At 57.5% G+C, this 14,136-nt stretch carries 15 protein-coding genes; 6 read left to right on the top strand and 9 right to left on the bottom strand.

From position 1 onward, the window contains the following. Window positions 1-72: 72 nt before the first annotated feature. The 9 genes from ACFOW7_RS01145 to ACFOW7_RS01105 form a co-directional block, all read right to left on the bottom strand. Window positions 73-918, bottom strand: coding sequence for an AAA family ATPase (locus ACFOW7_RS01145; RefSeq protein ID WP_378160138.1), 846 nt, complete (start codon window positions 916-918; stop codon window positions 73-75). Continuing rightward, window positions 915-1,745, bottom strand: coding sequence for a hypothetical protein (locus ACFOW7_RS01140; protein ID WP_378160136.1), 831 nt, complete (start codon window positions 1,743-1,745; stop codon window positions 915-917). Before ACFOW7_RS01140 ends, ACFOW7_RS01145 begins: the two co-directional genes overlap by 4 nt. 9 nt (window positions 1,746-1,754) lie before the next feature. Beyond that, a complete protein-coding gene (locus ACFOW7_RS01135; RefSeq protein ID WP_378167964.1) occupies window positions 1,755-2,933 on the bottom strand; it encodes a DNA cytosine methyltransferase in 1,179 nt (392 codons plus the stop codon). Beyond that, the gene (locus ACFOW7_RS01130; protein WP_378160134.1) at window positions 2,917-4,311 is read right to left on the bottom strand and encodes a DNA cytosine methyltransferase; all 1,395 of its coding nucleotides are present in this window, start codon (window positions 4,309-4,311) and stop codon (window positions 2,917-2,919) included. The genes ACFOW7_RS01135 and ACFOW7_RS01130 overlap by 17 nt, the downstream gene beginning before the upstream one ends. A 629-nt stretch (window positions 4,312-4,940) precedes the next feature. Then, window positions 4,941-5,504, bottom strand: a complete 564-nt coding sequence (locus ACFOW7_RS01125; RefSeq protein WP_378160132.1) for a hypothetical protein — start codon at window positions 5,502-5,504, stop codon at window positions 4,941-4,943. A 70-nt stretch (window positions 5,505-5,574) separates the two neighbouring features. After that, the gene (locus ACFOW7_RS01120; protein WP_066690583.1) at window positions 5,575-5,946 is read right to left on the bottom strand and encodes a helix-turn-helix domain-containing protein; all 372 of its coding nucleotides are present in this window, start codon (window positions 5,944-5,946) and stop codon (window positions 5,575-5,577) included. Between the two features lie 18 nt (window positions 5,947-5,964). Continuing rightward, complete coding sequence (locus ACFOW7_RS01115; protein WP_236749336.1) at window positions 5,965-6,252, bottom strand: type II toxin-antitoxin system HigB family toxin; 288 nt, start codon at window positions 6,250-6,252, stop codon at window positions 5,965-5,967. Window positions 6,253-6,889: 637 nt separating this feature from the next. After that, window positions 6,890-7,192, bottom strand: coding sequence for a hypothetical protein (locus ACFOW7_RS01110; RefSeq protein WP_378160129.1), 303 nt, complete (start codon window positions 7,190-7,192; stop codon window positions 6,890-6,892). Between the two features lie 347 nt (window positions 7,193-7,539). Beyond that, on the bottom strand, window positions 7,540-8,055 hold the full coding sequence (locus tag ACFOW7_RS01105) for a hypothetical protein (protein WP_378160127.1): 516 nt from the start codon (window positions 8,053-8,055) through the stop codon (window positions 7,540-7,542). A 305-nt stretch (window positions 8,056-8,360) separates the two neighbouring features. Between ACFOW7_RS01105 and ACFOW7_RS01100 the strand changes: the two genes are divergently transcribed. The 6 genes from ACFOW7_RS01100 (at window position 8,361) to ACFOW7_RS01075 (ending at window position 14,064) form a co-directional block, all read left to right on the top strand. After that, window positions 8,361-9,353: a sensor domain-containing diguanylate cyclase gene (locus tag ACFOW7_RS01100; RefSeq protein WP_378160124.1), complete on the top strand. Its 993-nt coding sequence runs from the start codon at window positions 8,361-8,363 to the stop codon at window positions 9,351-9,353. 573 nt (window positions 9,354-9,926) lie between these two features. After that, window positions 9,927-10,955, top strand: coding sequence for a glycosyltransferase family 2 protein (locus tag ACFOW7_RS01095; RefSeq protein WP_378160121.1), 1,029 nt, complete (start codon window positions 9,927-9,929; stop codon window positions 10,953-10,955). Next, window positions 10,955-12,109: an FAD-dependent oxidoreductase gene (locus tag ACFOW7_RS01090; protein WP_378160118.1), complete on the top strand. Its 1,155-nt coding sequence runs from the start codon at window positions 10,955-10,957 to the stop codon at window positions 12,107-12,109. Before ACFOW7_RS01095 ends, ACFOW7_RS01090 begins: the two co-directional genes overlap by 1 nt. After that, on the top strand, window positions 12,102-12,887 hold the full coding sequence (locus ACFOW7_RS01085; protein WP_378160116.1) for a pyridine nucleotide transhydrogenase: 786 nt from the start codon (window positions 12,102-12,104) through the stop codon (window positions 12,885-12,887). The genes ACFOW7_RS01090 and ACFOW7_RS01085 overlap by 8 nt, the downstream gene beginning before the upstream one ends. Next, window positions 12,884-13,711, top strand: coding sequence for a sugar phosphate isomerase/epimerase family protein (locus tag ACFOW7_RS01080; protein ID WP_378160114.1), 828 nt, complete (start codon window positions 12,884-12,886; stop codon window positions 13,709-13,711). Before ACFOW7_RS01085 ends, ACFOW7_RS01080 begins: the two co-directional genes overlap by 4 nt. Next, entirely contained in the window at window positions 13,708-14,064 is a 357-nt protein-coding gene (locus tag ACFOW7_RS01075; protein ID WP_378160112.1) for an SMR family transporter, read from the top strand. The genes ACFOW7_RS01080 and ACFOW7_RS01075 overlap by 4 nt, the downstream gene beginning before the upstream one ends. Window positions 14,065-14,136 lie beyond the last annotated feature (72 nt).

The raw sequence follows: 14,136 nt of genomic DNA, 5'->3' as shown, positions 1-14,136 counted from the left end.
GCGAGGCTTGTAGGACGGACCAGATACCCTGGTCAATGTCTGTATACCCCCGTTCCGGGACGCGGACGCGCGTCAGACCGTGGGCTGTACCTGATATGCCGGATCGCGCCACGGGTAGTTCTCTTCGATAACGTCAGTGAACGGATGGGGTTCAACGAGAGGGCGGCGAAGCAGGTGCTCGATCCGTTCGACCCAAAGGCGATGCAAATCAGGTTGCTCCTGAGTAACTCCAGCGAAGATCCCGTGCCCGAAAGGCATCAGGTGTTCATATTGGTCCGGAAATTTGATTTTGCACGCTTCAAACAGTCCCCTCAATTTGCCCACCACAGGCACCGGGAGGCCGGTCCCGCTCAGCATCTCGCCAAGCTGCCCAACATCCGGTGGGCAACGGATAATGCGAAGCCGCCGAATTAGCGCCGCATCAAGTTCGATGGCAGACCTATCAGTCGGATTGTACGTAGCCAACAGCGTCAGGTTGGTAGCTACTCGAACAGGCTTCCGGGAGTAGACCGTCAAGAAAGGCCGTTCCCTGTGTTCGAGATAGGTCATCAATTCGCCGAGTACAGCGGGCAAATTCGCACGTGTCAGCTCCTCAATCAAGAGCACATACCGATTATCTGGGTCCTCCAGAGCTCTCTGATTCCATTCAAGAAATATTCCCGGCACAACAGCGACTCCGGAAGATTCGTCGATCCTCAACCCCTCAATAAATTCTTCATATGAGAATGACTGATGAAACTGAATCTCACGCACGAGCAACGGCTCGTCTGAAAAGCGCTGAGCCGCAATCGATGCCACGAACGATTTGCCAGTTCCAGGAACGCCGGCCAATGCCACAATCGATGATGACCCGTGACGTGAGCACGCGGCTACAACCTCTGAAATCTTGTTTTCTGTAGCAGTGCCGTATGTCGTCATCGAAGATCCTCTGGTAAGCAGGCAGAGCGCGACACGTATTCGATGTAGCTCTCTACAGAAGCAAAATTTCGGTGTTTGTGCCGAATCTGAGCGGCTTCACGCACAATGCCCATCGTCGGGCGCGGCAGCCTGTAATAGGTCCCGTCTTCGCCCCCACGCTTGTCTGGGAAGAGGGTCCACCCGAAGGAAGCAAGGGAAATCCAAGGAATGATTCTGTCGTTCTTCTTCTCGCCAGTTATGACCTCATCACCGAGGTCTGCTAGCTGGCCGGATCGCCGTGTTTCCGAAATTCTCGATATCGCATCTTGTAGATCGTCTTCGTTTTGGACTCTAAATAAAGCGCGATTGAGCTCATCGGAGCTGATTTTCCCGTCAAGGGCCAGCATCGCCTTCCAGATAAACTGAAAAGGGAACACAAGCATGTCATCGCCATACTTACGGCCAGCCCCAGACGGATTTCGCAATTGGCATGCCGAGAGAGCATATGCTGCATGCTTTGCAAGAATGACTGAGTTCTTGTCATTGATGAAGCGAGTCCATCTCAAGGTTGCTCGCCCAAGATCTGTAACCTTCAGTCGACCGTCCTCGCGCTCGAACAGAAGCCCGACAGTCTGGTACACCTGCTTTGCATCTCTGTATCGCTTTGGATCGGGTCGTCCATTGCCGCCGCCGCGCGCTTGAGCTCTGGCTTCGTCGTATGGAAGCCGATCCAAAACTTGCTCTTGCGTCAGGCCGTCTGATTCAAGAAATGGCACGAGTGTCCGCGACTGCGCGCCGACCAAGCGAAACGTTTGATGAAGAGAACCGGTCCATGTCGTCTCGGGCATTGACCACCTTCAAGCGAAGAGATGTAGTTGATCGAGTGCGGAAGCGTCGGCTCGCGAATTGCCGGTAAGGTAGCGCACTGCTGCCTGGGCCAGCGTTTCAGCCACAAGGGGCGGCACGGCATTTCCGATCTGTGCTGCGATCTCCTCCTGCGTACCGATGAGCTTGAAGGTATCAGGGAAGCTTTGGAGACGCGCACCTTCACGGAGCGTGATATTTCGCGCCTCAATCGGATGGCCAAATTTGCCCCTAGTAAAGCTGTCGAAACGCGCCGTAATTGTTGCAGACGGGCGATCAGGCGCGAGTCTTCCATAGACGTAGCGGTGGCCAATTTTGTCCGCTCCAATCTTGTGGCAGTCAACCTTGAGATCGTCCGGGAGGTCTTGCATGCCGCCCCCCGGCGGAATCAATTCGATGCGTTTCTGATTCAACGGGGACAGGCGGGTCCGGCGGTGAAGTGCATCCCCGGGAAGCGGAGTCAAGTCCTTGGGGGGCGAAGGCAACCCTTTGAGCGCATCAGCAACTGTCCGGTACGCCTTTGGATCTATGAATGGTGTGGGAAACACGAAAGGCGGCTGCCCTATCTTCCAGCCGGCGAAAACAACCCGTTTTCTAAGTTGGGGGACCCCGTAGTCCGCAGCATTAATGATTGTGCTCGTTACCCGGTAGCCGGAAATTTCAAGACGTGACGTGAACTCAGCCACCAGCTCCTTACCTCGTTTACCGAGCAAACCCGGGACATTCTCCATAAGGAACAACCGCGGCTTGAGTTCGGCAACGAGCCGGCCGAACTCAAGGACTAAGTGGTTGCGAACGTCGTGGTCGGAACCAATTCGTTGTACCGAGAAGCCCTGGCATGGAGGTCCGCCAACCAAGACATCAATAGAGTCTACGGTCGAACCAACCCGATCAAGCAGCTCCTGCCCCGTGACTTTCGACAGGTCGCATTGGACCACGGGGTGATCAAAATTTGTCGCGTATGTATTGACGGCGACATCCCAGCTATCGAATGCACCGAGAACTTCAAAGCCAGCGGATACAAGGCCTAGCGAGAATCCCCCAGCCCCTGAAAACAAATCTATCGCCGTAGGTTTTCCATTTGCAATGTGTTCATGAGCGAGTGCCCCGGCCGTAGAGGGGCCATCCGCGTCAACACTGTCGCGCTGTATCAATTCAGGCACAAATTGCATCACTCTCGCTTTCCTTTTTCTTCTTGTTCTTGAGAGATGGGATCATGCGCGAAAAAGACGCCCCTACTGGCGCGACGATTCCTTTATCGAACTTTTCCGGTGACAAGGGCTGCCCAATGAGCTCACCCACAATGTGCATCGCCAAAAACGCAGAGAATGCGGGAGGCACAGCGTTTCCGATTTGCCGGAATCGCTCATCAAGACCTCCACCGATTACATAGTCGCGTGGGAAGCTCTGTAGCAATGCAGCCTCCCGCACAGTCAAGCCACGGTCCTGCTCTGGATGCACAAAGCGACCACTCGCAGGGTTCCTGGCATACGCAGTAATTGTGATGGCCGGCTTATCCCAAGCTAGGCGGCCATAGACGTCCTCGTAAGCGGCCTTCCCGCTTTTTTGCTTGGCACGCTGGAGGCACGCCGGGCCGACATGGTCTGGGCGGTTCCCGCCGTCCTTCGGTACTGCCCGTATTGTCTCGATGGTGGACTGTTTGTGCCCCGCACTGAAATGCATTGCATCGCTTGGAATTTTCTGGCCCGCGCCGACCGGTGGCAAATCACTGATGGCATTTCGAACAGTCAGGAATTCAGTTCGAGACAGGAAGCCTCGGGGCGCTTCAAAGGGGCGTTTCATGGCCAGCATAAGCGCTCTGAATCTCTCCTGCGGCACCCCAAATTCGGCCATATTATGGACATTCACATGAACGTAGTAGCCGGCCTTCTCCAATATTTGCCGCGCTTTTGCGACGTAAGGCCAATAGCGTTCAGTCAACAACTCCGGAACATTCTCAACCACGATAGCATCGGGGCCGATCTTTGAAGCGATGCGTGCGAAATCGACGAAGAGTGAGTTCCTGGTGTCGCTCTCACCTTCATCGTTTCTATGAGAAGAAAAACCTTGGCACGGGGCGCATCCGATAAGGACGTTGGCCTGAGCCGAACCAAATCCTGTTCTGGCCAGGAAGTCGTTTAACTTCTTGGGTGAGCGAGCCAAGGCAGCTAGATCCTCGCACAGAGGTTCCACTCCGTGGTTAGTCGCATAGCTCTGATTCGCTACCGGGTCGATATCAACAGCGCCTCTAATGTCGAAAATAGGCCCTAAGGCGTTGGCCGCGCGAAATCCTGTTGACATGCCGCCACAGCCACTGAACATATCCAGCAGCATGATCGGGCCTGGAGCTTCTGATCGCGCCTTACGCCAGTATTCACTTATCTTGGTAGCCACGGCCTTTCCTGCCAGACGGGCTTGGGTGCGAGCGTCGCCTACCCTCCCTCCCTCTATTAGGGGGGGGTGAATGTCAGCCAAGAGGCCTGAGACCTCGTGGGTCCAAGTCCGCTCCTTCAATTTTTTCTTCCGCGTTTGTTCGGCCAGTTGTTCCATCTGCTTACTCCTGTCTTGATGACGAAAGCAAAGGCAACTGCTGTTGAGTGTTGAATGCTTCTCGGTCGAGATGCTCCCGGATCAATCGAGCAGCGAGTGTGCTCTTCTTAAATCCGCGCTCTTCGCAGTAACTCTCGAAACGCCGGAACTCCTGCTCATCTAAGAGCACAGTGACTTTTTTCAGTTTGGAGTCCAAGGAGGTTCTCGCAGCTCGAATTTTGACCAAGATGCATCATATCGCACTGTTAGTCAGTTGTCTATAGAAGTGCGCATTGGTACGCACTTCTACGCATGACGGCGGAAGTTTTAGAGATAGTCAAGGTGGGTAGCTAATCTTGCAGAGGGCTCCTGCTGCCAAGGGCTGGACTTGGTAATCGGTCTGCCTGCAGGCGTGAAGGTCAGGCTGTACCGGAGTGCCCGCAACTAGCCGCCTGACAGGCGTGCCATGAACTCTTGGAAGGCGCTCCGGCAAGATGAAAAAGGCCGAACCATCCAATCCACGCCCTCAAGGCCAAGGCGTTACCATCTACCTCGGATTGCGGACGCGGGTTCGGTTCCGTGTTCCACCTTCAAGGGACAAATGGCCGAAACGGTGGACTTTGGGCCAAAACCGGGGACATTTGTTCGGACTACGAAGTGGAATCGAACTGTTCTCTGTCCAGTTCCCGGGCGAGTTCATGCCATAGTGGCACGCGCGATGGCGGTGCAGGCTCTGGCTCCGTATCTGGTTGTCGGGGTGCTTTGGGCTCCGGCGACCGACCGACAGTGCTGTGGTTTTGCTCCCATTCCCAGAGGGCTTGCAGCGAGAAGCGGATGCTGCCAACCAAGGCCAGATGTGGAACCTGCTTCCTGGCACGGTATTCCGGGGTTGTGAACCAGTGTTTGGGCAGTCCGGTCGCCTCAATCACATCCTGGGCCGTGACGTAGAACGCCCCGGCATCTTCTTCCGTTTCAGGCTGTTCCTGCGGCCGAGTCACGACTTTGGGCACGCGTTCACCGTCACCAAGAATCGCTGACCAGTGCTGCGCGCTCTGTCGCTCGAAGCCGAGGATGTCGGCTTCGTGGTAACGGACATACTGGAACAATTTGTGCCAGGTGGGCCCTTCGTTGTCAGAACGCCAGCGTCGCAAGGTTTTCAGGCTGATCTTCCAGCGGGCGGCAAGCTGCCTTTCGGTCATCACGGGGTAATGCATCTTCTTCTCCAAGACTGATGCCCCCATGACAACGCTGTTCCTTGTAGAAGCCAAGCTCAGTGTTCGATGATTACCCTGCGGCCGTCTCCGCAATCAGCACGTCGGCCGGGATGCCCAGGCTCTTGTGCAGCCTGCGGATCATGGCCAGCGTCAACGGGCGCTTGCGGCTCAGGACTTCGTAGACGCGGTTGCTTTTGCCAATCATCGGCTCGAGATCTTTAACGGACAGACCGCTTTGATCCATCCGGAATTTGATGGCTTCTACTGGATCAGGCGCAGTGATGGGCACGTGCTTGGCCTCGTAGGCTTGCACCAGCGTGGCGAGGATATCCAGGCGATCCCCCTCCGGCGTGCCCAGATCAGGGTCGGACTCCATCAAGGCCGAAATCTCTTTAAGCGTGGCCTTGTAGTCTGTTTCGGTGTGGATAGGGCGGATGTCCATGTTTTCCTCCGTGGCCGGTCAGGCCATTTCAACGGTTTCTGCGTCCACTGCGTCGTACTCCTTGTGGGTGCCGACGAACTTCACGTAGACGATCTGCAACTTGTACGCAACGGCCACGATCAGCCGGTAATCATTGCCTTTGATGTTGAAGACCACGCGACGGTTCTTCAGCACGCTGGCGCTGCGGTACAGCGCCTTGATGTCTGCGGGCTGAGTCCAGGTCGCATTCGTTGCTTCCTCATACCAAGCCTTCAGCGGCTGCTCGGCGTCGGGATGGCGCTCCCAGAAGGCTCGAAGGGTGGACACAGCAATCACTCGCATTGGTCGGAGTTTAGTCCCATTTTGGGACTATTGCAACGGCAGGCTGGCCCAACAGGGGGTTCCCACGATGCAAAACGGCCATTTGATAGAGGCGAGCACCCTCAAGATCAGTGCTTTTCTAAAGAACCTCATATGCGGGCGCGGGTTCGGTTCCGTATTCCGCCACCAATTCAACGCTTCAGGTAATCTCAAGAAGCCGCAAACCCCAGAGGAATCAGTGCTCTGGGGTTTTTTGTTGTCTCAGAATCTCCACTTCATCGCTTGACATCCCCCTCCAGCCCGGAGCACTTGAGGGATATCTCCCTATGAAGCATAAATCTATGCTCCCACGCGTTAAGGACACTGCCCTATCCAATTTACCCTGTCGTTCGGTCAAATCCCGCGACAATGGCAAGCCTTTACGCCGCTCGATTTATCAAACGAAACAGGGAAAGCAAGGCACCCTACCGCTGTATCATCTTCGCTGAGACGAAGCGTCATATTTTTCAGTTGTTCTTGATTCATCTTCATTTACTTCCCAGAGAAGAATATTTTGCACAGTTTCAAGCTTTGCGAATCTTAAGAGAGTTGTCAGGCCATATCAATTGATCGAACTACGTCTTTGACCCATAGCTTGATGACTCTAATGAGTAGCCTGGCTTATCGTCAGCCGAGGAGGCAATCCATGCTTACATCTATATTCTTCAAATTCCTGCACAGCGCTTGGCACTTTATTGAAATATTTCTCATAAAAACCTGACCTTGAAGATTCAGGTGAGTCCATATAATAAGAGCCATTGCTTTCTTGCCAAACCCAAACATCCGGGACTTGAGCATCAACAATAACAAATATATTTTTCTCATACAAAATTGGCTCTCCTATGGCGTTGATGTTAGACCCCATACACAGTTGATGATAGATCGAAGATTTAGTTTTTACTTTCATCGCAAACTCAAAAATTGATCACATTGATCGCGGTTGAAGTACCGCTTTGCAGACAAGAATCACCCCATGAAAGTCAAGTGTTATTTCGCCTGCCAACAGCCAAGCTCAGCCGACCTAGAGCGTGTTATGCAATCTTTCTGGAAGCCGCACCCAGCCTAGCTTTTCGGCCGATCTTCAGTTTTACAAAAAAATGGCATCTGCTGCGCAAGCGCCAAGAGCTGTGGAGTCGCAACATCCATATTGTCGCTCTCGCAATTATCGAGTGCCACTCGCAGCAATTTTTCTTGATCGCCTTCGTCTCGCTGATTTCCATCAATTTTATCCAACTTGATTTACCCTCAAAAAACTCAGCGAAGAATGATGATGTCGTTGCCAGGTCGCCAGCTGATAGGCAGATTGTTGACCCACCTGATCAAGCGGGATTGCATCACTTCAGCGAAGGCTTCAGCGCGGAATTCGCGCTGGGACGAATCGGCCAGGTGGAAATACGGTCCCACGCCGGAACTCAGCAGTGTATGGTCGACGATCACGACGCCATGGAGCCATACCATAAAATTTCTTGGAATAGTTGGATCATCCGGAATCCCGGACGTGTCGGCAAAGCGGACTCCGATATAGAAGTCCAGCCTGCCGTCCCTATCCGGTCGCCACTGGTTGTCGAGTGGCCAATCGAGGTCCAGCGCCCGGAACGGGTCGGGGGTTCTGCCAAGCAGGATATCGCGGCTGCCCAACAAATCGCTCAGACGGTCGGTGACCAGCTTGATGGCCTCGCGCACCCAGCGAAGATGGATTTCGCTGTCGTTTTGCGGCTTGGTTCGCATTTTCGAGAACAGGCCATCTCTTATTTTTTCGTAAGTCGACATAGCATCCCCCACTGCTGCTTGATCTAAGCGGATTGGCATTCGCCGGCATGGGGGCGACGCCAGCACAACGGAATCGATGGCTTCTCCAGTCGCCCCACACTGTTGCGGAGCAATTGCCGCGCCTCGTCTCGACCGCGGCATTCCGGTTGCACACGCTGTCCGTGCAGCTATCGGGCCTGTCCCTTGCCTGCTAAAAACCCAAATAGCTCCCCTTGTAAAAACCATGTCGCGGTTCAGATCGCGGTTCCCTTCCGGACCTCGCATCCTTGACAGAGGAGCGGCCCTATCACGGATGAAGGCAAGGCATGGCTGACGCAAGCTCTGCAAATGATCTCGCCCTGATCAAGGAAGCGCTCGAAGGGATCACTCAGTCTCTGCTGGTGATCGATGATGCGCTCAATATTCTGTATGCCAATTCGGGGTTTATCGCGCTGTTCTCGCTGCCGCCCGAATTGGTCGAGCGCGGTCGTCCGGTGGAGGATCTGCATCGCTATCTGGCGCTGCGCGGCGAATACGGGCCGGGTGATCCGGAGGCCCATGTGGCGTTCCGGCAAAGGCCGCTGCATGAGCGCTCTTCCTATCGGCTCGATCGCAAGCGGGCTTGCGGTACCTATATCGAGATAGCGGGCAGCCCCCTGCCCAGTGGCGGCTATGTGTTCACTTTCACCGATGTGACCGAAAGAAGACTGGCGCAACAGCATCTGGAACAGCAGGTCGCCAACCGTACCGAATCGCTCAGCGCCGCCAATCTGGAGCTGAGCCGGCTGGCCGATCTCGATCCGCTGCTGGGCATCTTCAACCGGCGCAAGTTCTATCAACTGGCCACCCTGGCACGGCAGCGGCGGGCCAGCGACGATGTGCCCCTGTCGCTACTGATGGTCGATGTTGACCATTTCAAATCGATCAATGACCGCTACGGCCATTCTGCCGGCGATATGGCGCTCAAGACCGTCGCCGCCGCCCTGGTGGCCGGGCTGCGGCAGGACGATGTGGTGGCACGCTACGGCGGCGAGGAATTCGTGGTGCTGCTGCCCAACGGCCGGCTGGCCAATGCCCGGGCCGTGGCGGAAAAGCTGCGGCGCCGGGTAGCCGCCACCACGATTGTCCTTGGTAGCCTCAGCCTGCATGTCACTGTATCGATCGGCCTGGCCGTCTGGTCCGACCCGAGCCAGCCGCTAGACAGCGTGCTGGGCGATGCCGACGAAGCGCTCTACCACGCCAAGCAAAGCGGCCGCGACTGTGTGTTTGTCGCTCCCTCGGCCGAAGGGCTGTTTCTGCCCGAGGACCGTCTGTCCTGATCGCCGCAACGATAGCAATCACTTGCCCTGCAACCACCGCCTTACCGGACACTGCCCTCTCTGCCCCGGCCACGTCAGTTTTCTACTCCCCCGCGATTCCCTTTTTTGCATCTGTGCCGTCGTCGGCAGGACAAAGGCCCGCCCCCTTGGTCATCGGCCTAGGCCTATCCTGGCGGAATTGCTAGGTTAAATTTCACATTATTTTTATAAATTTTAATTTATGGCATATTACCTTGCAGTTATTTTTCACATTTATTTAATAAACAGAAAAAATACCGTTCCCTCAACCAGATCGTCTGCGATAAAAACCCGGGGCTCGGCCGGCAACAGCCAAGCGACTTCTGTGGTTTCAAAATATGCAGATTATCGAATGCGTCAATTGACCGCTTATGCTGTCGGCTGTGCCACCGATGGGAGAGAGGCAGGACGCCAAACCGGGTCGCCGGTATGGCAGGTGTGGGAAGGGATCGCTGTGGTGACAAGCGGTGAAGGCAGATCGACCACCATTTGTCCTGCGGAAGTTTTCAAAATAAAAAGCGCAAGCGTCCCGGCTAGCGCTCAAGAGGGTCTCGAATGGGATTTTTTCCTGTTTTTCTGTCCGTGGTCTTCGTACTGCGCAATCGGGCAGACCATATCGAAAACATACTGTCCGACGCCATCGAAGGGATTGCCAATCTGGTCAGGGACTATGAGCTGATCATCATCGACAATGCGTCCGAAGACGACAGCGTGGCGGTACTCAAGCGCCTCACCGGCGAGGACGGTCAGCCCAATCTACAGGTCTATGCGCTCACCAAGGAAGTCGATACCGATACTGCCTGCTGGGTCGGCCTGGAGAATGCGCTGGGCGACTTTGTCGCCGTGATCGACCCCTTGAGCGACGATATTCACTTTCTGCCCACCATGCTGGAGAAGGCCGCTCTGGGCGCCGACGTGGTGTTTGCCACCAATGAGCGCAAACCACCGCAAAGCCTGGCCTATCGGGGCGCCTATGCAGCGTTCAATGGCATCTACAAATGGTTCAACGGCATCCACCTCGCCGAGGAAGCACCGCAATACCGCATCCTCAATAAGAAGGTGGTCAATTTCATCCTGCAACACGCCCAGCCGGCGATCAGCTATCGCCATCTGCCGGCCACCGCCGGATTTGCCCGGGTCAATCTGCGCTACCGCGCCGCGCCTCGCCTCGCGCCGTCCAAAAAGCACCTGGGCGACAGCATCGACCGTGGGATGCGGCTGCTGGCTTCCACCACCCGGACACCGATGCGTCTGGTCACCTCGCTGTCACTGTTCGGTGCAGTCGCCAATCTGCTGTATTCCTGCTATGTGGTGGCAATCGGCCTGTTCAAGACCAATGTGGCGCCGGGCTGGATCAGCCTGTCGCTACAGCAATCGGGCATGTTCTTTCTGATTTCCCTGGTGTTGCTGGTGCTCGGGGAATACATACTCCATATGGCCACGCTGTCCAATGAAGGGCCGCTCTACCATGTCGGCCAGGAATTCACCAGCGCCCGGCTGACCCGGCGTGAAAAGCTCAATATCGAGGAAATCGCCGCCATCGAAGCAGCCACCACCGGTCAGCAGATCGAACGGATGGCCTGATGGGGCAAGTCTTCGATGCCGTGGTGATCGGCGGCGGTTTCTATGGCGCTGCGATTGCCATCTATCTGGCCCGGCAACGTGGTCTGCGCCGTGTTCTGCTGGTGGAACAGGAGGCAGCGCTGCTGCGCCATGCCTCCTACCATAACCAGGCCCGGGTCCATAACGGCTACCACTACCCGCGCAGCTTCACCACGGCCTACCGCAGCCGGATCAATCTGCCGCGCTTTGTCACCGACTGGCCCGACGCGGTCAAGCGCGACTTCACCAAGCTCTACGCAATTGCCCGGCGCAACTCCAAGGTCACGGCGCGGCAGTTCGAGCGCTTCTGCCGCGAGATCGGCGCACGGATCGAGCCGGCCGCTCCGACGCTGCGCGCGCTGTTCGAGCCTCGCTTGATCGAGGCGGTATTCCTGGTCGAGGAATACGCCTTCGACGCCACCCGGCTTGCCGCCTGGGCCGAACAGGCACTCGACGCTGCCCGGGTGGAGCGCCGGCTGAGTACCCGGGTCAGCCAGATCGTCCGCAATGCGCAGGGATCCCTGACGCTCACCTTGAGCGACCGGGACGGCCACAGCCATCTTGCAAGCCGGCTGGCCTTCAACTGCACCTACAGCGGCCTCAACCAGTTCGGCGGCGATTTTCCCGGCATCGGCACGGGCCTCAAGCACGAGATCACCGAGATGGCACTGATGGAGGTGCCCGCCCCTTTGCATGAACTCGGCATCACCGTGATGGACGGGCCGTTCTTTTCGCTGATGCCATTTCCGGCGCGTGGGCTGCATACCCTGTCCCATGTGCGCTATACCCCGCATCTGCACTGGCATGACCAGCCAGGACTGGACCCCTATCTGCGGCTACAGCAGCACGGCCGCGCCAGCCGGGTCGAGCGGATGGTGCGCGATGTGGGCCGCTATCTGCCCTCGGTGCTCGCTGCCCGCCATATCGACTCGCTGTTCGAGGTCAAGACCGTACTGCTCAAAAACGAAAGCGATGACGGTCGCCCTATCCTGTTCGAGAAGCATCCGGCGCTGCCGGGCTGTTTCTCTGTGCTGGGCGGCAAAATCGACAATATCTACGACGTTCTGGCCAAACTCGACGACGAGCCGCTGCTCGACGTTACGGCCGACGCCAGCTCAGGAATCCGCTATGGCTAATGCATTGATCGGCTTCTCCGGTTTTGTCGGCAGCACCTTGCTGCGGCAGACCGGCTTTGACGAGCATTACCGCTCGACCAATATCGGCGAGATCGCCGGTCGCTCGTTCGACACCGTGGTCTGCGCCGGCGCCCCGGCGCAGAAATGGCTCGCCAACCGCGAACCCGAAGACGATCGCCGCAAGATCGACGGCCTGATCGAACACCTGCGCCGCATCGATTGCCGCCGCTTTGTGCTGGTCAGTACAGTGGATGTGTTCCAGCGCCCGATCGAGGTCGATGAGGACAGTCCGGTCGAAGAGGCCGGTCTGCATCCTTATGGCCTGCATCGCCGGCTGCTTGAGCGCTTTGTCGAACAGCGCTTTCCCGAGCATCTGATCGTCCGCCTGCCCGGCCTGGTCGGCCCCGGGCTCCGTAAGAACGTGATCTACGACTTTCTCAACGCCAACCAGTTGCCTGCCATCGATAGCCGGGGGGTGTTCCAGTTCTACCCGATGGTCAATCTCTGGTACGACATGGTGACGGCACTCAATGCCGGTCTGCGGCGGGTCCATCTGACCGCCGAACCGGTCAGCGTGGCCGAGATTGCCCGCCAGGGCTTTGGTCTCGAATTCGACCAGTCCCAACCCACCCTCCCGGCCCGCTACGATATGCGCAGCCGCCATGCCGCGCTGTTCGGCGGCCAGGGCGACTACCAGTACAGCGCCCGCGAAACCTTCCAGGCGGTGCGGGCCTATGCCCAATCCGAACCGCGGCGTGCGGCAGGAGACGGCGCATGAGGCTGTCGATTTCCAATATCGCCTGGGAGCGCGAAGAAGACCCGCAGATCGCCGAGCTGCTGGCCGAATTCTCGGTCGATGCGATCGATGTGGCGCCGGGCAAGTATTTTCCCGCCCCGACCCGGGCCAGCGCCGACGAGATTGCCCGGGTGCGGCAATGGTGGGAAGCGCGCGGGGTCGAGATTGTCGGCATGCAGGCGCTGCTGTTTGGCACGAGTGGCCTCAATCTGTTCGGCCCGACCGAGGTGCAACAGGCGATGCTCGACCATCTGAGCGCCGTGTGCCGGATCGGCGCCGGCCTGGGTGCGAACCGACTGGTGTTCGGTTCGCCGAAGAACCGGGATCGCAGTGGACTCGACGATGGCACAGTCCTCGACATCGCCCTGCCTTTCCTGCGCCGGCTTGGCGATATTGCCGGGCAGCACGGTGTGCTGGTCTGTCTTGAACCCAATCCACGCCATTACGGCGCCAACTTCATGGTCGATAGCGCCGAGACGGCCAAGGTGGTGCAGGCGGTGGCTCATCCGGCGATCCAGATGCAGCTCGATACCGGTGCGCTGGCGCTCAACGGCGAGACGGCTGCCGAGGTGCTGCCGGCCTATGCCGGGCTGATCGGCCATATCCACGCCAGCGAGCCCGATCTGCTGCCGCTTGGTGACGGCAATGCCGAGCATATGGCGGTGGCGGCCCTGTTAAGGCGCCATCTGCCGAACCACCCGGTTGCCATCGAAATGCTGGCGACCCGACAGGAATCGCATCTGGCCTCGATCCGCCGTGCGCTGAGGGTAGCCGACCGGGCCTATCGGCAGGAGCTGGCGGCATGAAGTGGCTGATTCTGCTCCTGGGCATTCTGTCCAACGCCTCGGCCAGCGTGCTGGTCAAGCTGGCGATGACGCCGCCGCGCCGTTTTCCCTCGTTGGCCGACCCGCTGGCCGCGCTGAGCAATTGGCCGTTCTGGCTCGGGCTTGGCCTTTATGGTGCCGCCTTTTTGCTCTACGCCGCTGCGCTGGCCAAATTGCCGCTCAATGTTGCCCATCCGGTGCTGACTTCGGGTGCCGTGGCGACGGTAGCCCTGTTCTCGGCCCTGATCTTCCGTGAACCCTTTCATTGGACCACCGCTGCCGGCATCACGCTGGTGATTGCCGGCGTGACGCTGATTACCGCCCGAGTCGGCTGATTGCGTTGCGACGCCGACGGCCGTCCGCTACCGGCCGTCCGCGACTGACTGTCCGTGACTGACTGTCCGTGA

This window comes from Chitinimonas lacunae (genome assembly GCF_042650885.1).
GTDB lineage: Bacteria > Pseudomonadota > Gammaproteobacteria > Burkholderiales > Chitinimonadaceae > Chitinimonas_A > Chitinimonas_A lacunae.
The sequence above is the reverse complement of the archived record's forward strand: the minus strand, read 5'-3'. Positions and strand labels throughout refer to the sequence as shown.